Below are 21,448 nucleotides of genomic sequence, written 5' to 3'. Positions count from 1 at the left end.
GAGGCACACGCCGCTTTTTACCGACAATCTACGCGAATGCGGTGTCCGCCAGCGCGCGGAAGCAGGCGAAAGCGTCGCGGGCGGCGGCGATCATCCGGTCTTCTTCTTCGGGAGTCAGGTCGGTTGAATCGATGTGGGCGGTGAAGCGCCGCCAATGTGCCGCGCGGCCTTCGGGATGGGCGGCCAAGTGACGCGCACCGTGTTCGGTCGTAAGCCCGATCTGCTGCGCGGCTTTCAGCAGGAACGCCGCGCCCAACGACGAGCCCTCGGCAACATACAACCAGCCGAGCGACGTCGACATGTCGACAGGCTCGATCGGCGCGGCATTCGAAAGGGCAGGGGCCGGGAGCGCCAGATCGGCAAGGTCCGCTGCGATCGCCGCCGACCGGTCGCGTTCGGCCAGATCGGGGATCAGCGCGCGTAGCGTCGGTGAGGCGTAGAGCGGTGCAAGCGCGACATGGAACGCCTGCTGCGCACGCAGGAAGCGGATATAGCGTTCGCGCGACGAAAAGGGATCGAGCGCCATGATCCGCTGGTCGAGCGTATCGTGAATCGTCGCGGTCGCGGCCTTCAGGCGCTGCGACCGGGTGGGAGCGGTGGCGGTGGTCACCCGCCCCCATACCCCCTTTGGCCGGGGGCGCAACATCGCGCCGCCCGGTCGGTCGGGTCAGAACAGGCCGTCGTCGTCCTCGTCCTCCTCGACCACGGCGCTGGCGACCGCGAAGCCGGCGGGCACGTTGGCGGTGTGGACGTCCCGTTCCTGCGCCATGGTGTAGAGCGCGAAGATGCGCGGCAACAGCTCGGCCAGCGCGACCGCCGCGTCATCCGACGGGGTGATGACCGGGGGCGTCGCGGACAGCACGATCGCTGCTTGGCGCATGGTCGCGCCCAGTTGCAGCTCGGCCCCGATTTCGTCGCCGGCGATGGCGAGCAGCTCGATCAGCTGGCGGGCGTCGTCGCCGCCTTCGCGGACGGCCATGTCGGTCCGCTGGCACCCCTCGCGGATCACGACCAGCGCCTGCGACAGCTTGGCGCCCATGTCGCCCTCGCCCTCGGTTCCGCGCTTGGCGGCGAGCAGCGCGTTGACGTCCGACAGCTCGCGGATCGGCTGGCCGATGCCGCGCATCGCATTGCCCAGCGAATGGGCATAGATGTCGACCTCGCCCGCGACGACCGACACCGCCTTGCCCAGATCGCCGTGGCGACGGCACAGCAGGCGGGTGTTGGTGGCGATGTCCTGTACGTTGAACTGGACGCGTTGGAGCTGTTCCAGCCGGCCGGTCAGTTCGTCGACGGTTTCGTTGATGAGGCCCAGCATCGCGCCGGAGCGCTGATCGGCTTCCTGCAACTGCACGGTAATGACCGCGACCTCGCCGACGGCCTCCTCGATCTGGATCAGGAACGGGCGGCCGTTGCGACCGGCATCGTCCTCGATCAGGTCGAGCAGCGCGGCGGTGTCGGGCTGCAATGCCTTCAGCGTGTGGACCAGCAGCGCGGCGTCGCGGTCGAAATCGGCTGCGCTGGTTTCCAGCAACGCGGCGAGCAGCCGGTGGACGACCGCCGCGACTTCGTTATGGACCGCCTCGGGAAGACCCCGCCCGGCTGCGTCGAGCAGTTGCAGCGCCGACACGACATGTTCCAGTCGTTGCCGCGTGCTGTCGCCGACCTGGAGCGCGCCCAGCATGGTGGCGACGCGGCCCTGCACGGTGCGCGCGATCTCCGCCACCTGCCGCGCCATCGACGCGACATCGCCCAGATGGGTGTGGAGCGCATCGGCGTCGCGGGTCAGCCGCTGCGGCACCGCCGGCAGGATCTTGCGCGCTTCGGCGGCGAGCAGGCGACCGGCCTGCTGCACGCTGCCGACGCTGCCCGACAGTTCCTTCAGCTTGGCGAGGAACCCTTCGAGATGTTCTTCGCCGGCGGCAAGACGGTGCCCCATGTCGTTGACGAAGCCCACGAACGCCGCTTCTCCCGACGCCGCGATCTTGATGTTCATGCCATAGATGTGCAGCACGCGCAGCGCCTGGCGCATGTCCATCACATGGTCGCGCAGCACGCGCGACGCGGCGCTGATGCGGGCCATGTCGGCCTCGCGACCGGCCTGGACCGCGGGCAGGGCGTCGAGCTGCCCGGCGACCGACTTCAGGCTCGACACGGCGATGCCGGCGACGCTTTCGTCGAGTGCGCCAGTCACGCCCTCGATCGAGGTGATAATGCGGTCGATCGTCTCGATCGCGGTCGACAGGGTGGACCCGGCGCGAACGAACCGTGCGTCCATGCCGGCCGCGACCAGCGCCAGGGTACGTTTCAGGTCGGACAGGTCGATCGCCTGCGCATGGTCGGTATCGATGCGGATATGCTGCATGGCGTCAGTCCTGAACGGGTAGAGGGGCGGGGCGGGGCGCGACGGTCATCGCGCGGTCGCCTGCAACAGTTCGCGGGCGATGGCGTGGAGCGGCACGACCTTGTCCGCCGCGCCGCGTGCGATCGCTTCCTTGGGCATACCGAACACGATCGACGTCGCCTCGTCCTGCGCAAAGGTCCGGGCGCCGGCCTGCTTCATTTCCAGCAGGCCGCGCGCGCCGTCGTCGCCCATGCCGGTCATGATGATCCCGACCGCGTTCGATCCGGCATTGCGCGCCGCGGAGCGGAACAGCACATCGACCGAGGGGCGATGGCGCGACACCAGCGGCCCTTCCTTGACCGCGACGACATAGCGTGCGCCCTGCCGCTCCAGCATCATGTGGCGCAGGCCGCCCGGTGCGATCAGCACATGGCCGCGCATGACGGTGTCGCCATCCTCCGCTTCCTTCACGTCGACCTGACATAGCCCGTTCAGCCGCTTGGCGAAGGCGCGGGTGAAGCTCTCGGGCATATGCTGCACGATGACGATGCCGGGCGAATTGGCGGGCAGCGCCTCCAGCACCTCGCGCAGCGCCTCGGTCCCGCCGGTCGATGCACCGATGCATACGACCATCTCGGTCGTGCGGCTCATGGCGCGGCCGGTGGGCGGCGGCAGGACCGCGTCGGCGGTCAGCTTCGCGGCGGGCGAACTGATCCGGCTGGTCCCGGCGGCGCGGCTGCGCACGCGCGCGCGGGCGGCACCCTTGACCGTTTCGCGGATGCGCATCTTGGCGTCGTTCAGATGGTCGGCAACGCCCAGGCGCGGCTTCAGGATGACGTCGACCGCACCGGCCTCCAGCGCCTGGAGCAGCGTTTCCGATCCTTCCTCGACCAGCGACGAACACATCACCACCGGGATCGGCTTCTGGCTCATCAGCTTGCGCAGGAAGGTCACGCCGTCCATGCGCGGCATTTCGACGTCGAGCGTGATGACGTCGGGTATCTCTTCCTGAATATAGCGCGCGGCGGCGAAGGGGTCGGCGGCGGCGGCGATCACCTCGATCGCGGGGTCTTCGCTCAGGATCGCGGTCATCGCCTGGCGGACGCTGGCGCTGTCGTCGATGATGAGGACACGGATCTTGGACATGTCAGTCCTTCGTGAAAACGGTGTAGGACACGGTCTTGACCGGCAGGTCCATGCCCGCGATCGATTCCGAATGGCCGAGGAACAGGAAGCCGCCGGGACGCAGATTGTCGCATAGCCGGCGGACGACCCGCTCCTGCGTCTCCTTGTCGAAATAGATCAGCACGTTGCGGCAGAAGATGATGTCCATCGGTTCGCCGACCGGGTAGCGGACATCCATCAGGTTCAACCGGGCAAAGCCGATCGCCGAACGCAGCGCCGGCACGATCCGGACCTGGTTCGACGCGCGGTCGCGCGATGTGGCGATATAGCGTTGCCGCAGCGTCGCTGGCACCGGTTCGACCAGTTCCGCCGGGTAGATGCCGCGCCGCGCCGTCTCCAGCACGGCGGTATCGATGTCGGTGGCGAGGATGCCGTAATCGACCCCGCTCTTCTGCGCGAACTGGTCGAGCACCATCGCCATCGTGTACGGCTCGGCCCCGGTCGAGCAGGCGGCGCTCCACGCCCGGATGCGACGCCGGCCGGCATCGGCCAGTGCCGGCAGCGCGGTCTGCGTCATGAAGTCGAAATGGCCGGGTTCGCGGAAGAAGTCGGTCTTGTTGGTCGTCACCGCGTTGATGAGGTGCGTCATCTCGTCGGGATGCGCGCTGCCGTCGAACAGATGATCGCAATAGGCATCCAGCGTGGCGATGCCGACCTCGCGCAGCCGTCGCTGCAACCGACCCTGCAACATGGTCGACTTGGTCGCGGGCATCTTGATCCCGGTCTGGTCGAAGATCAGTGCCGACAGCCGCGTGAACTTCTGCGGGCTGAGGCGGTCCTGGTCGGGAGACAGGGTGGCTAGTGCGGACATCGGGCAGGGTTCCAATCGATCGACGTGGCGGCGACGCTCACGTCGTCAAGGTCGGGGTAGGGGGCAGGGCGGCGATCAGGCCGCCCGGCCGAAATCGGCGTCTTCATCGTCGCTGCCGCCCTGCGACAGATCGAGCGCGAAGCCACGGACGCGGGATTGCTGATCGGCGATGCTGCCGGTGCGCGGCTTGACCGGGGCCTTGGGCTTCTTCGCCTTCGCCTTGGCCGGCGCCTGCTTCGCCACCGGGGCGGGAGCGGGCTTCGCGTCGGCAATGTGGAAGAAGGCAATGCTGGACTGCAGTTCCTCCGCCTGACCCGACAATCCGTCGGCGGTCGACGAAATCTGCTCGGACGCGGCGGCGTTCTGCTGCGTCACGGTGTCGAGCTGTTGCAGCGCCTGATTGATCTGCGACGCGCCGATATCCTGTTCGCGACAGGCGGCGCTGATTTCGGACACCAGTTCGGCGGTGCGGCGGATGTCGGGGACCAGCTTGGTCAGCATCTCACCCGCCTGGCCGGCGGCCTTCACCGTGTCGGACGAGACGGCGTTGATCTCTGCGGCGGCACTCTGGCTGCGTTCGGCCAGCTTGCGCACTTCGGAGGCGACGACCGCGAAGCCGCGACCATGTTCGCCGGCGCGCGCCGCCTCGACCGCGGCGTTCAGCGCCAGCAGGTCGGTCTGTCGCGCGATTTCCTGTACGATCCCGATCTTCTCGGCGATGGTGCGCATCGCGGAGACGGCGCGTTCGACCGCCAGGCCGCTGGCCTCGGCATCCTTCGACGATTGCCGCGCGATCTTTTCCGTCTGGGCGGCGTTGTCCGCGTTCTGTTTCACGTTGGCGGCCATCTCCTCCATCGCAGCCGATGCTTCCTCGGCGGCGGCGGCCTGTTCGGTTGCGCCTTCGCTGACCTGTTCGGACGAGGAGGAGAGCTGCTGGCTGCCCGCCGCGACCTGATCGGACGCCGAGGCGACTTCGCTGGCGAACTTGGACAGGTTGTCGACCAGACGGTTGATCGCGTCCTTCATCCGCTGGTGATCGCCATCGCAGTCGATCTCCACCCGCCCGGTCAGGTCGCCAGTGCTGACGCGGTCGAGCACGCGATTGCCCTCGGCGATCGGCAGGATGATCGCGTCGAGCATCCCGTTGATGCCCGCGACCATCGCCGCATAATCGCCCGCGAACCGCGCGACTTCGCCGCGTTCGCTCAGTTGGCCGGCGGTGGCCGCACGGGTCAGGCGCTGAATTTCGCCCGAGATTTCCTTGAAGTTCCGGCGTAGCGCTTCGATGGTGTCGTTGATGAACGCCTTCTTGCCGGGGAAGGCTTCGAGCGGCGCGTCGAAGTCGCCCTCGCCGAACGCCTTGATGCAGGCCATCGCCTTCTTCTTCACCGCGATATGGCCGGCGACCATCGCGTTGATGCCGGTCGCCATGGTGCGGAAGTCGCCGGGGAACTTGTCGGCGGACACCTCGACATCGATGTCGCCGCGATCATGTTCGACCGACATGTGGTTCATTTCGGCGATCAGCATCCGCAGGTTGCCGCGCAGCGTTTCGATGGTGTCGTTGATGAACGCCTTCTTGCCCGGCAGGCGATCGAACGGCGCATCGAAATTGCCGTTGGCCAGTTCGCGGATGCAGCCCATCGCCGCTTTCTTGGTATCGATATGGGCAACGACCAGCCGGTTCACCTGACCCGCGATGTGCCCGACATCGCCGGGAAAGGCGTCGGGCGTCAGCAGGACGTCGATGTCGCCGCGATCATGCTCGGCCAGGACATGGGTCACCGCAGCGTCGAGGCGGGTGACCGGGGCGAGCGCGGTGTCGAGCAGGGCGTTGACCGCCGCCAGCATTTCGCGCGCCTCGTCGGTCGCGGCGTCCTCGCGCAGTCGTTGCGACAGGTCGCCGGCGGCGATCGATCGGGTCAGCGCTTGAATCTCGGCAATCGCCGTGGCGGGCCGGGAGGAGCGTTTGAAATGCGACAACATCGACATGATAGACATCCTCTGTTTATTTGTGTTGTGCCGGCTGTTCGGCGACGGGTTCAGGCGGCGGCTGCGACGGTCACGATGGCGGTATCGTCGCTGGAGAAAATCTCCGCCGCATCGATCACCACCACGAAGCCATCGGGTTCGCGGACCACACCGGCGATATAGTCGGACCGCCAGCGCAGGCCGATGTCGGGCGCGGATTCCAGCCGCTCGCGTTCGAAACTGGCGACCGCGATCACCCGGTCGACCACCAGCCCGAGCGAAAGCATCCGGTCGGCGAGCATCACGTCGACGATCAGCACGCGGGTCGCCAGTGTCGGTTCGACCGGCGTCAGCCCAAGGCGCATCCTGAGGTCGATCATCGGTACGCCCTGTCCCCGGACGTCGGTGATCCCGAGCATCCACGCCGGACCGTTCGGCACGCGAAAGGCCGGGCGATAATCGAGGATTTCACGGACCATGGTCACGGGAACCGCGAACACTTCGTCCCCCATCCCGAAGGTGACGACCTGCATCGGCGCCTTGTCGTTCATGCTGCTTCTCCAAAGGCGGCATCGTCGCCGTCCGGCCCGCCCTGCGACAGGTCGAGCGCGAAGCCGCGTGCACGGTTCTGCTGGTCGGCGACCGAATTCGCCTTCGGGCGCGGGGCAGGGGCAGGCGTCTTGGCACGGGCCGCCGGCTTGCGGGTGGCGACAGCCTTGCGCGCCTTGTGGGCGTGTTCGACACGGAAGAAGGCGATGCTTTCCTGCAGTTCGTTCGCCTGGCCGGCCAGTTCCTCGGACGTCGAGGTGATCTGTTCCGATGCCGATGCGTTCTGCTGCGTCACTTGGTCGAGCTGTTGCAGTGCCTGATTGATCTGCGACGCGCCGATGTCCTGTTCGCGGCAGGCGGCGCTGATTTCCGATACCAGTTCGGCGGTCCGGCGGATGTCGGGCACCAGCTTGGTCAGCATCTCGCCGGCCTGCGCCGCCGCCTGCACCGTGTCGCTCTGGCCAGTTCCTCGGACGTCGAGGTGATCTGTTCCGATGCCGACGCGTTCTGCTGCGTCACCTGGTCGAGCTGTTGCAGCGCCTGGTTGATCTGGCTGGCACCGATGTCCTGTTCGCGGCAGGCGGCGCTGATTTCCGATACCAGTTCGGCGGTCCGGCGGATGTCGGGCACCAGCTTGGTCAGCATCTCGCCGGCCTGCGCCGCCGCCTGCACCGTGTCGCTCGACACCGCGCTGATCTCGGCCGCCGCGGTCTGGCTTCGTTCGGCCAGCTTGCGGACTTCGGAGGCGACGACGGCGAAGCCGCGGCCATGTTCACCGGCCCGCGCCGCTTCCACCGCCGCGTTCAGTGCCAGCAGGTCGGTCTGCCGTGCGATTTCCTGCACGATGCCGATCTTCTGGGCGATGGTGCGCATCGCGCCGACCGCCTTGTCGACCGCGACGCCGCTGGCTTCGGCGTCCTTCGACGACTGGCGCGCGATCTTCTCGGTCTGGGCGGCATTGTCGGCATTCTGTTTGATGTTGGCGGCCATCTGCTCCATCGACGCCGATGCTTCCTCGGCGGCGGCGGCCTGTTCGGTCGCGCCTTGGCTCACCTGTTCCGACGACGCGGACAGTTCCTGGCTGCCGGCAGCGACATTGTCCGCCGCGCCCGATGCATCACCCACCACGTTGCGCAGCCGTTCGACCATCGACACCAGGGAATGGCCGAGCTTGTCCTTGTCCGACAGCGGCGTGTGATCGACGGTCAGGTCGCCCTGCGCGATCGTGTCGGCCAAGGCTGCCGACTTGCGCAGCGCGACGGTCATGCGGTTAACAGTGTCGACCAGGTCCTTGATCTCGTCATTGGTCTTGACGGTCACTTCCTGGTCGAGATCGCCGACGGCCACCGCGTCCAGTGCGACGCTCACTCGCTTCAGCCCCTTCGACACGATCATGCTGATCCACAGCGCACCGGCAATGGCAATCAGGAGTGCCGCGATGGCAACGGTCGTCAGCAGGTTGCGGGCGCTGGCATATTGTGCGGCAGTCGCTTCCTTGGCGTCCGCCATGCGCACGTTGCTGCGCTCGACCAGCGTGTCGATGGACTGCGACATCTTCTTCATCAGGTCGCGCGATTTGCCGAGCGACAGTGAAGCGGCTCTGGCGTTGTCGTTGGCCAGCGCGAACGAACGGATTTGCTGGTTGACGGACTTATACTCGTTCCACGAGCCGGCAAGGCTGGCCCAATCAGCCTTCGACTGTTCCGTCGAATTTTGCGCCGCCACCGAAATCAGCTGGTCGAGATCGGTGGCCTTCGCCTGCGATTCCTGATCGAGCTGTTTCGTGAAGTCGAGATCGTTGGTCAGCGCCATGTTCTTCTCGAGACGAACCATTTCGTTCATCTTCACCTTGATCGACAGGTTGCGTGCCTGCCGGGCGGCCGGGCCGTCGATCACTTCGACGATATTGGCGTTCATCGCCGACATCTTCGTCATGCTGAGCGCGACGATGCCGACCAGGAGCACCAGCACCAAGCCGAAGGTGACGGCGAGTTTCATTTTGATGGTTGCACGCACGTAGCTAGTCCCCCCCGGGAATGGTCAGTTGATGGATGCTGCCGCGATGTCGCGGCGGGCGATGGTCTGGAAAATGGCGTTCAGATCGGGCAGCACCACGATGTCGTCCTCGTGCCGGACGAGCGTCCGGACGAAGTCACGGCGCCAGCGCAGCCCGACGACGGGCGCCCCCTCGCTGGTGGCCGCGTCGAACGTTGCGACCTCGTGGACCTTGTCGGTGCGCAGACCGACCATCATCGCTTCGCCGTCCAGATCGATCTCGATCACGACGATGCGGCTGTCGGGCGTCGTCGCTGCGACCTCCATGCCGAAGGCGAGATGGAGATTGGCCAGCGGGATGATCCGCCCCCGGAAATTAACGACATGGCTGACCAGCGGCGGTGCGCCGGGCACCCGCGTTTCGGGCATCATGTCGAGGATCTCGCGGACCAATACCGCCTCCAGCGCGAAGCTCTGTCCGCCCAGATCGAAGACGAGGACTTCGAGCTGATTGTCCTGGTTCCACGCGACGGTGGTCGGTTGCACGTTATCCGGCTGCACGCAGCGTCTCCTCATGCGGTTGGCCAAGCGCAATCAGCTGGGCGATGTCGAGGATCAGCGCGACCTCGCCATCGCCGAGGATCGTCGCACCGGCAAAGGTCGTGGCACCCTGATGCAGCGCCGACATCGGCTTGATGACGGTCTGATGGTTGCCGATGATCTGGTCGACGACCAGCCCGACGCGCCCCTGCGGCGTGGCGACGACCACGATCTTCTGGAACGGATCGGGCCGGGTGTCCGTCGCGAACAGCTCGCGCAGCCGGAGGAACGGGACCAGCTTTTCGCGCAGCGTGATGAGGCTGCGGCCGCGATGCCGCATATCGTCTTCGAGCGAGAGTTCGATACATTCCTCGACCGCGGTCAGCGGAATGACGTAGCGGCCGGTGCCGACCCGCACGAGCAGCCCGTCGATGATCGCCAGCGTCAGCGGAATACGCAGCGCGATCAGCGATCCTTCGCCCTCGGTCGACTGGACGTCGATCGATCCGCGAAGGCCTTCGATCGTGCGCTTCACCACGTCCATGCCGACGCCGCGGCCCGACAGGTTGGTAACGGTCGCGGCGGTCGAGAAACCGGGCGCGAAGATCATCTGCAACAGGTCGTGGTCGGTCATTGCCTGATCGGGCTGGACCAGACCGTTCGCCTCAGCCTTCGCCCGCACGCGGGCGCGGTTGATGCCCCGGCCGTCGTCGCGGATGGTGATGACGACCTCGCCCCCGGCCTGATGCGCGGCGAGGCGGACGGTGCCGGCAGCAGGCTTGCCGACGGCGGCGCGATCCTCGGGCGTTTCGAGGCCGTGGTCGCAGCTGTTGCGGATCAGGTGGACCATCGGGTCGAACAGACGTTCGATCACGGTCTTGTCGACCTCGGTCGCCTCGCCTTCGGTTTCGAACTCGATCGTCTTGCCGGTGTCGCGCGACAGGTCGTGGATCAGGCGGCGGAAGCGCGAGAAGAGCGATCCGACCGGCACCATGCGCAGCACCATCATGGTTTCGCGCAGTTCGGCGGCCAGCCGCTCGATTTCTTCGGACACCGATCGCAGCACCAGATCCTGCCCACGATCGGCAAGCTGCGACAGGCGGCTCTGCGCGATCACCAGCTCGCCGACCCGGTCCATCAGCGCGTCGAGACGGCCGGCGGGCACGCGGACGCTTTCCTCCGCCTTGGCGGTCGAGCGGGCGGCCGGGGCGTCGCCGGTCGGGGCGGACGCGACCGGCGCGAGTTCGACCGGTTGGTCGATCACGGCCGGCACTTCGGCGAGCGGGGCTTCCGCGACTTCGAGCGCCAGCGGTTCGATGGCGAGTTCCATGTCGTCCATCACGAAGATGAACACATCCTCGATATCGTCGCGCTTGATGTCGCCGATCAGGGTGACGTCCCAGCCGACATGGCATTCGGTCGGAACGAGTTGCGACAGCGGCGGGATGGCGTCGGTGCGGGCGACGACGGTGGCTTCGCCCAGTTCGCGCAGTTCGTCGAGCAGCATCAGCGGGTTAGTGCCGTTGGCCATCGCGTCGACCGGCAGCTTGAACGATACGGTCCAGCCGGAGCGTGCCGCAGCGACCGGTGCGGCGGTAGCAGCAGGGGCGGTGCCCGATGCCTCGTCGATCGCAGCCTGCAACCGGGCGAGGATCGCATCGCCATCGGCTTGCGGTGCGTCGCCGTCGACCAGTGCGCGCATATGGTCCTGTGCCGACAGGATGACCGCGACAAGCCCGGCAGTGGCCGGGACCTGCCCCTTGCGCACCCGGTCGAACGCGGTTTCGCAGTGGTGGGTGAAGCCGGCCAGCGCGTCGAAGCCGAACATCGCGCCCGAGCCCTTCAGCGTGTGCAGGCCCCGAAAGACGGCGTTGACGAGATCGGCATTGCCCAGGTCGTGGCCGAGGTCGAGCAGGCCCTGTTCGACCTGATCGAGCACCTCGCCCGCCTCCACGCGGAAGGCGGCGACGGGATCGTCGGCGATCACCGGCCCAGCACCTTGCGCGCGACCTTCACCAGCTGGTCCGGCACGAACGGCTTGACCAGCCATCCGGTCGCCCCGGCGGCCTTTGCCTGGTTCTTCATTTCCGGATCGGATTCGGTGGTCAGGAAGATGATCGGCACGCCGGCCTGCGCGGGCTGCTTGCGCAGTTCGCGGATCATCGCCAGCCCGTCCATGTTCGGCATGTTCAGGTCGGTGACGATCATGTCGAACTTGGTCGACGTCGCCTTTGCCAGACCCTCTACCCCGTCGCCGGCCTCGGTCACAGTGTAGCCGGCACCGGTCAGCGCGATACGGATTGCCATCCGCAGGCTGGCGGAATCATCTACGGCGAGAATGGAAGCGGTCATTGCAGCGGGACTCCGTGGAACCAGAAGGCGTTGTCGTCGGGGGTCATCGCGTCGGTGAACCCGCCGCGGTGAAGAAGGGCGGTCAGCGCTTCGCCGGCCGGCGCGGACAGGCGGACGTCGCCGCCCTGCGCCGTGGCTTCGCTGCGAAGGCTGTGGATCAGTTGCACGACGCTCAGATCAGGCGCGGCAAGGGCGGAGACGTCGAGGACGATCTCACCGTCGAGCGGCAACGCGCACAGGGTTTCGGCCATCGTTGCAATCGATGGCATCGCCAGACCTGTGGGAAGGGAGAAAGTAGAAGTCATACCAAACAGCCCCCAGAAACTGGGACTGTCTTCGCAGAGCGTCATTAATATCGATTTAAGCGAATGGTTCGCAACGCATCTGGCGGTGGAGCATGGCAACTCCGGCTGGCCACCGAATTGCGAGGATTACCTACGCTTTGCCGAGCGGCGCACCGATAACGGTCGCCAAGGTGCCTAACACCTTTGGATGAAATCGCCGCGAAAATCGGTCGTCGCTCGGGACGGCGGTCTTTCGCGCAAAATGCGCGCAACGGTCGCCGATGCGGCTGCGACTCGTGGCTGCGTCGATCAGCGTCGCGGCAGGCGGCGGGCGATCAGGACCAGGAGCAGGCCGAGGGCCGCAACGACCGATCCGGTGACAACCCACAGATACTGGTCGATCATGAACGAACTGGCGGGCCAGCGGATGATCCCCATCCCCTGACCCAGCCAGAACAGCCCGACGAACGCGAGGATCGCGCCAACGATCATCAGCGTGCGTCGGACGAACCGCATCTCAGCGCTGGCCCACGGCCACGTAATCGCGCTGCGTCGGCCCGGTGTAGAGCTGACGCGGACGGCCGATCTTCTGTTCGGGGTCCGAAATCATCTCGTTCCACTGCGCGACCCAGCCGACGGTGCGGGCGAGCGCGAACAGCGCGGTGAACATGGTGGTCGGGAAGCCGATCGCCGACAGGATGACGCCCGAATAGAAGTCGACGTTCGGGAACAGCTTCTTCTCGCGGAAATAATCGTCGTTGAGCGCGATTTCCTCCAGCTGCAGCGCGGTTTCGAAGACGGGGTCGTTGACGCCGAGCGAGTCGAACACTTCGCGCACGGTCTTCTGCATCACGGTCGCGCGCGGGTCGTAATTCTTGTACACGCGGTGACCGAAGCCCATCAGGCGGAACGGATCGTCCTTGTTCTTGGCGCGGGCGATATATTCCGGAATACGGTCGGGCGTGCCGATTTCGCGCAGCATGTTGAGCGCGGCTTCGTTCGCGCCGCCATGCGCCGGACCCCACAGGCAGGCGATGCCCGCCGCGATGCACGCGAACGGGTTCGCACCCGAGGACCCTGCCAGACGGACGGTCGAGGTCGACGCATTCTGTTCGTGGTCGGCGTGCAGTATGAAGATGCGGTCCAGCGCCTTTTCAACGACCGGGTTCACTTCATATTCCTCGGCCGGAACGCCGAAGGTCATGCGCAGGAAGTTGCCGGTGTAGCTCAGGTCGTTCTTCGGATAAATGAACGGCTGCCCCACGCTGTACTTGTACGCCATGGCGGCGATCGTCGGCATCTTCGCGATCAGGCGGTGCGACGCGATCATGCGCTGGTGCGGATCGGTGATGTCGGTCGAATCGTGATAGAAGGCCGACAGCGCGCCGACCACGCCGCACATCACCGCCATCGGGTGCGCGTCGCGACGGAAGCCGCGATAGAAGCCGGCCAGCTGTTCGTGCAGCATGGTGTGGCGCGTGATCGTGCCGGTGAACTTGGTCAGTTCGTCGCCCGACGGCAGTTCGCCGTTCAGCAGCAGATAGGCGACTTCCATGAAGCTCGACTCTTCGGCCAGCTGCCCGATCGGATAGCCGCGGTGCAGCAGCACGCCTTCGTCACCGTCGATATAGGTCAGCGCCGAATCGCAGCTGGCGGTCGAGGTGAAACCCGGATCGTAGGTGAAGGTGCCGGTCTGCGCATACAGTTTGCGGATGTCGATCACGTCGGGACCGATGGTGCCCGACCGTACCGGAAATTGGACGTCTTTGCCCGCAACTTGCAGCTTAGCGTCTTCGGCCATTCGGCGTCTCCTGTTACGTTATGCGGCCGGTGTGGCCATCTGGTCTTCGATGCGGCCAAGGCTTTCGGCGCGGCCCAGCAGGGCCAGCACGTCGAAAATCCCCGGCGATGTGCGCGAACCCGTCAGCGCGGCGCGAAGCGGTTGCGCGGCGGCACCCAGCTTCAACCCCGCTGCCTCCGCCACCTCGCGTACCGCAGCTTCGATCGTCTCCGTATCCCATGCTGCGAGTGCGTCAAGCGCGTCGTGCAACTGCGACAAAATCGCACGGGCATCGGGCGTCAGCAGCGCGGTCGCGCCGTCGTCCATCGCCAGCGGGCGGGAGCGGAAGAAGAAGGCGGCGTTGGCGGCCAGTTCGTTGACGTCGGCCGCGCGGACCTTCAGCACCGGCATTGCGCGTTGCAGCAGATCGCGGTCGATTCCCTCCGGCAGACGCTCCGCGACCAGATCGGTCAGGCGCGCATCGTCCGCCTCGCGGATATAGTGGCCGTTGAGGTTCAGCAGCTTCTTCGTATCGAACCGCGACGGCGAACGCCCCACGCCGCCCAGGTCGAACACCTCGGTCGCGCGGTCGCGGCTGATGATCTCCTCGTCGCCATGCCCCCAGCCGAGGCGCAGCAGATAATTGTTCAGCGCTTCGGGCAGCACGCCCAGTTCGTCGCGATAGGCCTCGACGCCCAGCGCGCCGTGGCGCTTCGACAGCTTGGCGCCGTCGGCCCCGTGGATCAGCGGGACATGGGCATAGACCGGATCGGGCCAGCCGCCCTCGACCGTGTCCATCGCGCGGATCAGCGCAAGCTGGCGGAAGGCGTTGTTGAGGTGATCGTCGCCGCGAATGACGTGGGTCACGCCCATGTCATGATCGTCGACGACGACCGCGAGCATGTAGGTCGGCGTCCCGTCGGAGCGCAGCAGGACGAAATCATCCAGTTCGGCATTGGCGACGGTGACATCGCCCTGCACCTGATCGGAGATCGTGACCGAGCCTTCCTTCGGCGCCTTCAGCCGGACGACGAAGGGAGCGCCCTTCGGCGCGTCCTCGGCCGGGCGGTCGCGCCAGCGGCCGTCATAGCGGATCGGCTTGCCGGCGGCGCGCTGTTCCTCGCGCAGCGCCGTCAACTCTTCGGGCGTCGCGTAGCAGCGATAGGCGTGGCCGGCCTCCAGCAACTGGCGGGCCACGGCAGCGTGGCGGTCGGCGCGGGCGAACTGGAAAACGGCATCACCGTCCCAGTCGAGACCGAGCCAGCGCATCCCCTCGAGGATCGCGTCGATCGCCGGCTGGGTCGAGCGCGCGCGATCGGTATCCTCGATCCGCAGCAGGAACCGGCCGCCATGACGGCGGGCATAGAGCCAGTTGAACAGCGCGGTGCGCGCGCCGCCGATATGCAGAAAGCCCGTCGGGGACGGCGCGAAACGGGTGACGACAGGCGTCGCGGAATTGGTTGCGCCCAAGCGCGGATACCCCCAGACATCGGGTGAAACATATGGCCCATTCAGCCGCGACCGCCCCTAGCATGACGCCCGGCACGCTTCAAACCATGCGCCCGGCGCATCGGTTCCTTGGAGCTTTGGAGGCATTGGCGGAGGCGGAGCGGGGGCAGTTGCCGCTGTGGATGCCGGTCGCGCTGGGTACGGGAATCGCCGCATGGTTCCTGTTGCCGGGGCAGGGGGCGTGGGTCGCGTTCCTCCTGCTGGCGCTGTCGGTCGCGCTGGCCGGCATCGTGCTGCCATGGGGCACACGCACCGCGCGGGCGGTGGCGATGGCGGGAATGCTGGCGATGCTGGGCTGCGCGCTGGTGTGGTGGCGGGCCGAGCGCGTCGCCGCGCCGGTGCTGGCGCGGCCGGTCGTCGCGGCGTTCGAGGGGGTGGTCGAGCGGGTCGAGCCGCTGCCGGCGCGCGAAGCGGTGCGATTGACGCTGCGCCCCGATCCCGGAGCCGGGCTGCCGCCCCGTATTCGCGTCAACCTGTCCGAAAAGGATGTGCCGGCCGGCGTCGTTTCCGGGGCGCGCATCGCGCTTCGGGCACGACTGATGCCGCCGCCGACCGCCGCCGTGCCGGGCGCGTATGATTTCGCGCGGGCGGCGTGGTTTCAGGGACTGGGCGCGACCGGGCGAGGCTTTGCCCCGGTGCGGGTCGTCGTCGCCGGCAATCCGGGCAATGCGGCGTTACGCGACCGGTTGACCGACCATATCCTGTCGCGGGTGGGCGGCAGCAATGGCGGGATCGCCGCCGCCTTCGTCACCGGCGACCGGGGCGCGATCGCCGAGGAGGATGCCGAGGCGATGCGGCGGTCGGGCCTTGCGCACCTGCTGTCGATCAGCGGGCTGCACGTCACGGCGGTCGTGGTGGCGACGATGACGCTGGTGCTCAAGCTGCTGGCGCTGTTCCCGCCGCTGGCGCTCAGGGTCCGGTTGCCGGTCGTGGCGGCCGGGGCGGGGGCCTGTGCCGCGCTCTTCTATACCTGGCTGTCGGGCGCGGACGTGCCGACGGTGCGGTCGTGCATCGCGGCGCTGCTGGTGCTGGCGGCGCTGTCGCTGGGGCGCGAGGCGATCACGCTGCGCATGATCGCGACGGGTGCGTTGCTGGTGCTGCTGGTCCTGCCCGAATCGCTGGCCGGCCCGAGCTTCCAGCTGAGCTTCGCCGCCGTCACCGCCATCGTCGCGCTGCACGAGCATCCGCGCATCCGGCGATGGTTTCTGGCGCGGGACGAAAGCATGATCCGCAAGGCGGGGCGCAGCCTCGGGTCGCTGCTGCTGACAGGGGTCGCGGTCGAGGCGGCGTTGATGCCGATCGGGCTGTACCATTTCCATACCGCCGGCCTGTACGGCGCGTTGGCCAATATCGTCGCGATCCCGCTGACGACCTTCGTCACCATGCCGCTGGAGGCGCTGGCGCTGTTGCTGGATTTGGCGGGCCTAGGCGCGCCGGCGTGGTGGGCGGTCGAGCAGTCGCTGGCGCTGCTGCTGTGGATCGCGCATCGGGTGGCGTCAGCACCGGGATCGGTCGCGGCATTGCCCGCCATGCCCGACGGGGCGTTCGCGCTGATGGTCGCGGGCGGGCTGTGGATCGCGCTGTGGCGGACGAGGTGGCGGCGCTGGGGCGTGGTGCCGTTGGTGGCGGGCGCGCTTTGGGCGCTGGCGACACCGGCGCCGGACCTGCTGGTGACCGGCGACGGGCGGCACATGGCGCTGGCGACCGGGGACGGCGGCATGGCGATCCTGCGCGACCGGGCGGGCGACTATGTTCGCTCGACGCTGGGCGAGGGTGGCGGCGTGATCGGCGAACTGCCGCCGCTGTCCGAACAGCCGGATGCGCGGTGCAGCCCCGACCTGTGCATCGCGCGGCGGAGGGCGGGCGGGCGGGTCTGGACGATCCTCGCCACCCGCAGCGGCTATGCGGTGCCGTGGGCTGACCTCATCGCCGCCTGTGCGCGCGCCGATATCGTCGTCAGCGAGCGGCGGTTGCCGGCGAAATGCCGCCCGCGCTGGCTGAAGCTCGACCGGGCGGTGCTGGCGCGGACCGGCGGGGTGGCGGTGACGCTATCAACCGGGCGGGTGACGACGGTGCGCAGCGGCGGGCAGCATCCGTGGGAGGTGCCGCAGACGGTCGCTCCGCCGCGTGCCGCCTATCGCGAGCGGCGGAACGGGCGGAACGGCGGGTTCTCCGACGCCGCGCGGTGATCGTTGATCGCGACGCGGGCGGACACGAACGCGAACCACGCGATCAGGGCGCCGCCGATGCCGAATGCCCAGGGCAAAGGCAGCTTCGGCGCGAACAGCGCGAGGATCGGCAGCAGCGCCGCCGATCTTATCGCCGCGCTGCGCCCGGTCCAGTTGCGCCCGATCACCGTCAGAGGCGGGGCAGCGTCACCCCGCGCTGGCCCATATATTTGCCGGCGCGGTCGGCATAGCTGGTGCCGCAGGGCTGGTCGCCCTTCAGGAACAGGAACTGGCACGCGCCTTCATTGGCGTAGATTTTCGCGGGCAGCGGCGTCGTGTTGGAAAACTCCAGCGTGACATGGCCTTCCCATTCCGGCTCCAGCGGGGTCACGTTCACGATGATGCCGCACCGGGCATAGGTCGACTTGCCGAGGCAGATGACCAGCACGTCGCGGGGAACACGGAAATATTCGACGGTGCGGGCCAGCGCGAAGCTGTTGGGCGGGATGATGCAGACGTCGGTCTTGCGGTCGACGAAGCTGTTCTGGGCGAAGTCCTTCGGATCGACCACCGCCGAATCGACGTTGGTGAAGATCTTGAACTCGTCCGACACCCGCGCGTCATAGCCATAGGACGACAGGCCGTAGCTGATGCAGCCCTCGCGCCGTTGCGATTCGACGAAGGGTTCGATCATCCCCGTCGCCAGTGCGGTTTCGCGAATCCAGTGGTCCGACAGGATGCTCATTTGGTTCCCCCAATTCCAAGGTCGCCCGGACCGAAGGCGTGCGGCAACAGATCGGACAGCCGATGCGTCTCGATTTCGCCACCGCCCAGGCCCGAGCAGTAAATCGCCAGATCGCGCCCGCCCATCTGCGCCGCTTCGTTCAGCACCTGCCGGCAACGACCGCACGGACGGATTGGATCGACGTCCGCTTCGCCCATGCGTCCGCCGACGATGCCGACCGCGACGATCTGGTCCAGCTTGCCCGCCCCACTCGCCGTCGCGGTCGCGACCGTTTCGGCGCAGAGCGAAAGGCCATAGCTGGCATTTTCGAAATTGGTGCCGGTGACGATCGACCCGTCGGTCAGCAGCAGCGCCGCCCCCACCGCAAAGCGCGAATAGGGCGCGTGCGCGTGGGCGGCGGCGGCGCGGGCCGCCTCGATCAACTGGGCGGGTTCGGTCATTGGGCGGCTACACTCCACGCGACAGGGTTGGCGACGCCATCGACGTTGCGCGCCGGGTTCGCCTGCCACATCCGCCACGGCCGCGCCAGATAGTCGGGTTCGAAGAAGCGCCGCGTCGCCCAGAGCGGGCGGACGATCGCCTCGCTCACCCGATATTCGTCCTCGAACGCGGGGGAGATGCGCAGCATCATCGGCCGCCCGTCATGATATTCCGCCGGCGCCAGGAACCCGCGAATGGCGGTCAGCACCTGCGCCCGCGTCGGCCGCGCATCGCAGCCATTGGTGAAGTCGAGCGCGAGGGCGGCGGGCAGCGCGTCGGCGGCGCGCGGCACGGTGGTGAGATAGGCGGTGACCTGATCGGCGGTCGGCTCGCACAGCGAAAAGACGTGCAGCGCGCCGTGGCGCAGCCCTGCGTTATGCGCGCCGTTCCAGTTGCCTTCGAACGCGGAATCGCGGGTCGTGCCGTTCGACGCGGTGACGAAGGCGAAATCCGCGCCGCGTGCGCGCAGCATCCCCCAGTCGACCGCACCGTCGCTGGCCGCGACGGTCAGTCCCTGCACCGGAAATCGTCCGGCGCCGGGATGCCAGCCGATCGACCAGCGCCAGAGCACGACCGTCGCGATCGCCAGCACCGCCACCGCGCCCAGGATCAGTCGATCGCGCATCATCCCTTGATATGCAGCACGCAGATGAGGGTGAACAGCCGGCGGGCGGTGTCGAAATCGATCGCGACCTTGCCGTCCAGGCGTTCGCGCAATGCCTCCGCCGCGTCGTTGTGGATGCCGCGCCTGGCCATGTCGATCGTCTCGATCTCATGCGGGGTCGCTTGGCGGATGGCTTTGTAATAGCTGTCGCAGATCGCGAAATAGTCGCGGATCGGGCGGCGCAGGCGCGCCATGCCCAGCACCAGCGTTTCGACCAGCGTCCCGTCCTCGCGCGAGATATCGATCGCCAGCCGCCCCTCGGGCACCGACAGCGCGATGCGGTACGGGCCGGCATAATGGTCGGGCGTCTCGCGCTGCGGGGCGAAGTGATTCGCTTCCAGCAGGTCGAAGATCGCGATACGGCGTTCCTGCTCGATATCGGCGCTGCGCCACAGGATCGTGCGCTCGTCCAGTGTAACGTCAATGATCCGCAGGTCGGCCATTCGCGGCACTTAGCGAGTTGTCGACGGTTTCCACAGCCCATTTCGACGCAAGGTCCTTGTGAAGCGGCGGTGGCGGTGGGACAGGGGGATATGGCGACTGTTCACAGCATCGGCGGGGGCACTCCCCCGCAACCCCCGCGCGTGCCACACAATGTCGATGCGGAGGCCGCGCTGCTCGGCGCGATGCTGATCGACAACGGCCTGGCCGACGACATGGTCGAGCGGCTGGACATCGAACATTTCTACGACCCCGCCCATGCGCGCATCTTCGAGCGCATCCGCGACGTGCGCCGCACCGGCATGATCGCCAGCCCCGTGACGCTGCGCCCGATGTTCGATGGCGACGAGCTGCTGGCGGGACGTGGCGGCACGCAATATCTGGTCGAGATCACCGGCAGCAACGCCAGCCTGATCGGCGCGCGCCAGTTCGCGCAGCAGATCTACGACCTCGCCCAGTTGCGCGCGCTCATCACGGTCGGGCGGACGTTGGTGGAAAACGCCACCGACACCTCGACCGAGGTCGACCCCAAGAAGCAGATCGAGGCGGCCGAGGAGGCGCTGTTCAAGGTCGCGGCGGAAGGAACGACGGCCAATGCGGTCAAGTCGTTCGCGCAGGCGACGACGATGGCGGTGCGCATGGCCGAACGCGCGATGAATTCGGGCGGCGGCCTGTCGGGTGTCACCACCGGCCTCGATTCGGTCAACGGCCGGATCGGCGGTATGCATCATAGCGATCTCATTATCCTCGCCGGGCGTCCCGGCATGGGCAAGACCTCGCTTGCCACCAACATCGCGTTCAACGCCGCGCAGCGCTACATGGACGACCAGCGCGCGGGCATGGAAAAGGGCAAGTCGGTCGGCGCGAAGGTCGCGTTCTTTTCGCTGGAAATGTCCGCCGACCAGCTCGCCACGCGTATCATGGCGGAGCAGGCGGCGATCAGTTCCGAAGCGCTGCGCATGGGCAAGATCCGCAAGGAGGACTTCACCCGCCTCGCCAACGCCGCCGCCGACCTGGAACAACTGCCGCTTTATATCGACGATACGGCCGGCCTCTCCATTTCCGGCCTGCACACCCGCGTCCGCCGGCTGCAGCGCAAGCTGGACGGCGAATTGGGGCTGGTCGTCGTCGACTATCTTCAGCTGCTGCAGGGATCGGGCAAGGGCAGCGACAACCGCGTGCAGGAAATCTCGGAGATTTCGCGTGGATTGAAGACACTGGCGAAGGACATTGGCGTCCCGGTGATGGCGCTGTCGCAGCTCAGCCGCGCGGTCGAACAGCGCGAGGACAAAAGGCCGCAGCTGTCCGACCTTCGCGAATCCGGCTCGATCGAGCAGGACGCCGACATGGTGTGGTTCGTGTACCGCGAGGATTATTACGTCGCGGCCAAGGAGCCGAAACGCCCGCGCGACGGCGACGATGCGAAGGTGTTCGAAGACCATGCGAAATGGGCGATGGACATGGAGCGGGTGTACGGCCTCGCCGAACTCATCATCGCCAAGCAGCGCCACGGCGCCACGGGCAAGGTCACGCTGAAGTTCGAACCGCACATCACCAAGTTCAGCGACTATGCCGGCGGCGGGTTCAGCGGGCTGGAGGAATAGGGGGCGTCCAGATCGCGTCCCCCCGT

Annotated in this window: 21 protein-coding genes and 2 pseudogenes; 2 read left to right on the top strand and 21 right to left on the bottom strand. The window is 67.1% G+C overall.

The window, feature by feature from the left end; genetic code table 11:
- Positions 1–28: 28 nt before the first annotated feature.
- The 16 genes and pseudogenes from ASE83_RS15360 to gltX all read right to left on the bottom strand — a co-directional run bounded on the left by ASE83_RS15360 (position 29) and on the right by gltX (position 15,281).
- Positions 29–610: a biliverdin-producing heme oxygenase gene (locus ASE83_RS15360; protein WP_235513285.1), complete on the bottom strand. Its 582-nt coding sequence runs from the start codon at positions 608–610 to the stop codon at positions 29–31.
- 57 nt (positions 611–667) lie between these two features.
- Positions 668–2,365 (bottom strand): hypothetical protein, encoded by a 1,698-nt coding sequence (locus ASE83_RS15355; protein WP_055792181.1) that lies wholly within the window; start codon positions 2,363–2,365, stop codon positions 668–670.
- A 45-nt stretch (positions 2,366–2,410) separates the two neighbouring features.
- A complete protein-coding gene (locus tag ASE83_RS15350; protein WP_055792178.1) occupies positions 2,411–3,490 on the bottom strand; it encodes a protein-glutamate methylesterase/protein-glutamine glutaminase in 1,080 nt (359 codons plus the stop codon).
- A gap of 1 nt (position 3,491) precedes the next feature.
- The gene (locus ASE83_RS15345; RefSeq protein WP_055792175.1) at positions 3,492–4,340 is read right to left on the bottom strand and encodes a CheR family methyltransferase; all 849 of its coding nucleotides are present in this window, start codon (positions 4,338–4,340) and stop codon (positions 3,492–3,494) included.
- Between the two features lie 75 nt (positions 4,341–4,415).
- A complete protein-coding gene (locus tag ASE83_RS15340; protein ID WP_235513284.1) occupies positions 4,416–6,332 on the bottom strand; it encodes a methyl-accepting chemotaxis protein in 1,917 nt (638 codons plus the stop codon).
- Positions 6,333–6,382: 50 nt separating this feature from the next.
- A complete protein-coding gene (locus ASE83_RS15335; RefSeq protein ID WP_055792171.1) occupies positions 6,383–6,862 on the bottom strand; it encodes a chemotaxis protein CheW in 480 nt (159 codons plus the stop codon).
- Positions 6,859–7,317: pseudogene (locus tag ASE83_RS15330) on the bottom strand (methyl-accepting chemotaxis protein); the annotation flags it as partial. The pseudogene ASE83_RS15330 and the gene ASE83_RS15335, both read right to left, overlap by 4 nt.
- On the bottom strand, positions 7,275–8,009 hold the full coding sequence (locus tag ASE83_RS19135; RefSeq protein WP_443024327.1) for a methyl-accepting chemotaxis protein: 735 nt from the start codon (positions 8,007–8,009) through the stop codon (positions 7,275–7,277). The gene ASE83_RS19135 and the pseudogene ASE83_RS15330, both read right to left, overlap by 43 nt.
- Before the next feature lie 111 nt (positions 8,010–8,120).
- Positions 8,121–8,858: pseudogene (locus ASE83_RS19130) on the bottom strand (MCP four helix bundle domain-containing protein); the annotation flags it as partial.
- 42 nt (positions 8,859–8,900) lie between these two features.
- Positions 8,901–9,416, bottom strand: a complete 516-nt coding sequence (locus ASE83_RS15320; RefSeq protein ID WP_082443413.1) for a chemotaxis protein CheW — start codon at positions 9,414–9,416, stop codon at positions 8,901–8,903.
- Positions 9,403–11,382, bottom strand: coding sequence for a chemotaxis protein CheA (locus ASE83_RS15315; RefSeq protein ID WP_055792161.1), 1,980 nt, complete (start codon positions 11,380–11,382; stop codon positions 9,403–9,405). The genes ASE83_RS15320 and ASE83_RS15315 overlap by 14 nt, the downstream gene beginning before the upstream one ends.
- Positions 11,379–11,747: a response regulator gene (locus ASE83_RS15310; protein WP_055760525.1), complete on the bottom strand. Its 369-nt coding sequence runs from the start codon at positions 11,745–11,747 to the stop codon at positions 11,379–11,381. The genes ASE83_RS15315 and ASE83_RS15310 overlap by 4 nt, the downstream gene beginning before the upstream one ends.
- Positions 11,744–12,016: an STAS domain-containing protein gene (locus ASE83_RS15305; protein WP_055792158.1), complete on the bottom strand. Its 273-nt coding sequence runs from the start codon at positions 12,014–12,016 to the stop codon at positions 11,744–11,746. Before ASE83_RS15305 ends, ASE83_RS15310 begins: the two co-directional genes overlap by 4 nt.
- Before the next feature lie 324 nt (positions 12,017–12,340).
- On the bottom strand, positions 12,341–12,547 hold the full coding sequence (locus ASE83_RS15300) for a hypothetical protein (protein WP_055792155.1): 207 nt from the start codon (positions 12,545–12,547) through the stop codon (positions 12,341–12,343).
- A 1-nt stretch (position 12,548) separates the two neighbouring features.
- Positions 12,549–13,832, bottom strand: a complete 1,284-nt coding sequence (locus tag ASE83_RS15295) for a citrate synthase (protein WP_055792152.1) — start codon at positions 13,830–13,832, stop codon at positions 12,549–12,551.
- A gap of 18 nt (positions 13,833–13,850) precedes the next feature.
- Positions 13,851–15,281 (bottom strand): glutamate--tRNA ligase, encoded by a 1,431-nt coding sequence (gene gltX, locus ASE83_RS15290; RefSeq protein WP_055792148.1) that lies wholly within the window; start codon positions 15,279–15,281, stop codon positions 13,851–13,853.
- Positions 15,282–15,313: 32 nt separating this feature from the next.
- Here gltX and ASE83_RS15285 point away from each other — a divergent pair, with 32 nt between their 5' ends.
- Complete coding sequence (locus tag ASE83_RS15285; protein WP_443024324.1) at positions 15,314–17,509, top strand: ComEC/Rec2 family competence protein; 2,196 nt, start codon at positions 15,314–15,316, stop codon at positions 17,507–17,509.
- Here ASE83_RS15285 and ASE83_RS15280 read toward each other — a convergent pair.
- From ASE83_RS15280 to ASE83_RS15260, 5 genes are read right to left on the bottom strand one after another with little or no spacing between them, the layout of a single operon-like run.
- On the bottom strand, positions 17,455–17,676 hold the full coding sequence (locus ASE83_RS15280; protein WP_055792141.1) for a hypothetical protein: 222 nt from the start codon (positions 17,674–17,676) through the stop codon (positions 17,455–17,457). The genes ASE83_RS15285 and ASE83_RS15280 overlap by 55 nt on opposite strands.
- A 2-nt stretch (positions 17,677–17,678) precedes the next feature.
- Positions 17,679–18,233, bottom strand: a complete 555-nt coding sequence (gene dcd / locus ASE83_RS15275) for a dCTP deaminase (protein WP_055760544.1) — start codon at positions 18,231–18,233, stop codon at positions 17,679–17,681.
- The gene (locus ASE83_RS15270) at positions 18,230–18,673 is read right to left on the bottom strand and encodes a cytidine deaminase (RefSeq protein ID WP_055792139.1); all 444 of its coding nucleotides are present in this window, start codon (positions 18,671–18,673) and stop codon (positions 18,230–18,232) included. Before ASE83_RS15270 ends, dcd begins: the two co-directional genes overlap by 4 nt.
- A complete protein-coding gene (locus tag ASE83_RS15265) occupies positions 18,670–19,338 on the bottom strand; it encodes a GH25 family lysozyme (protein WP_055792135.1) in 669 nt (222 codons plus the stop codon). Before ASE83_RS15265 ends, ASE83_RS15270 begins: the two co-directional genes overlap by 4 nt.
- Entirely contained in the window at positions 19,338–19,820 is a 483-nt protein-coding gene (locus ASE83_RS15260) for a UPF0262 family protein (protein WP_055792132.1), read from the bottom strand. The genes ASE83_RS15265 and ASE83_RS15260 overlap by 1 nt, the downstream gene beginning before the upstream one ends.
- Before the next feature lie 90 nt (positions 19,821–19,910).
- Here ASE83_RS15260 and ASE83_RS15255 point away from each other — a divergent pair, with 90 nt between their 5' ends.
- Positions 19,911–21,422, top strand: a complete 1,512-nt coding sequence (locus tag ASE83_RS15255) for a replicative DNA helicase (RefSeq protein WP_055792129.1) — start codon at positions 19,911–19,913, stop codon at positions 21,420–21,422.
- Positions 21,423–21,448: the final 26 nt, after the last annotated feature.

This window comes from Sphingomonas sp. Leaf32 (assembly GCF_001421765.1).
Classification (GTDB): Bacteria; Pseudomonadota; Alphaproteobacteria; order Sphingomonadales; family Sphingomonadaceae; genus Sphingomonas.
Note: the sequence above shows the minus strand (reverse complement) of the source record. Positions and strands in the feature narration are given on the sequence as shown.

Coding starts and splice junctions, on each gene's coding strand:
- ASE83_RS15355 (WP_055792181.1), bottom strand. CDS start 2,365: ATGCAGCATATCCGCATCGATACCGACCATGCGCAGGCGATCGACCTG.
- ASE83_RS15350 (WP_055792178.1), bottom strand. CDS start 3,490: ATGTCCAAGATCCGTGTCCTCATCATCGACGACAGCGCCAGCGTCCGC.
- ASE83_RS15345 (WP_055792175.1), bottom strand. CDS start 4,340: ATGTCCGCACTAGCCACCCTGTCTCCCGACCAGGACCGCCTCAGCCCG.
- ASE83_RS15340 (WP_235513284.1), bottom strand. CDS start 6,332: ATGTCGATGTTGTCGCATTTCAAACGCTCCTCCCGGCCCGCCACGGCG.
- ASE83_RS15335 (WP_055792171.1), bottom strand. CDS start 6,862: ATGAACGACAAGGCGCCGATGCAGGTCGTCACCTTCGGGATGGGGGAC.
- ASE83_RS19135 (WP_443024327.1), bottom strand. CDS start 8,009: ATGGTCGAACGGCTGCGCAACGTGGTGGGTGATGCATCGGGCGCGGCG.
- ASE83_RS15310 (WP_055760525.1), bottom strand. CDS start 11,747: ATGACCGCTTCCATTCTCGCCGTAGATGATTCCGCCAGCCTGCGGATG.
- ASE83_RS15305 (WP_055792158.1), bottom strand. CDS start 12,016: ATGCCATCGATTGCAACGATGGCCGAAACCCTGTGCGCGTTGCCGCTC.
- ASE83_RS15300 (WP_055792155.1), bottom strand. CDS start 12,547: ATGCGGTTCGTCCGACGCACGCTGATGATCGTTGGCGCGATCCTCGCG.
- ASE83_RS15295 (WP_055792152.1), bottom strand. CDS start 13,832: ATGGCCGAAGACGCTAAGCTGCAAGTTGCGGGCAAAGACGTCCAATTT.
- ASE83_RS15285 (WP_443024324.1), top strand. CDS start 15,314: ATGGCCCATTCAGCCGCGACCGCCCCTAGCATGACGCCCGGCACGCTT.
- dcd (WP_055760544.1), bottom strand. CDS start 18,233: ATGAGCATCCTGTCGGACCACTGGATTCGCGAAACCGCACTGGCGACG.
- ASE83_RS15270 (WP_055792139.1), bottom strand. CDS start 18,673: ATGACCGAACCCGCCCAGTTGATCGAGGCGGCCCGCGCCGCCGCCGCC.
- ASE83_RS15265 (WP_055792135.1), bottom strand. CDS start 19,338: ATGCGCGATCGACTGATCCTGGGCGCGGTGGCGGTGCTGGCGATCGCG.
- ASE83_RS15260 (WP_055792132.1), bottom strand. CDS start 19,820: ATGGCCGACCTGCGGATCATTGACGTTACACTGGACGAGCGCACGATC.
- ASE83_RS15255 (WP_055792129.1), top strand. CDS start 19,911: ATGGCGACTGTTCACAGCATCGGCGGGGGCACTCCCCCGCAACCCCCG.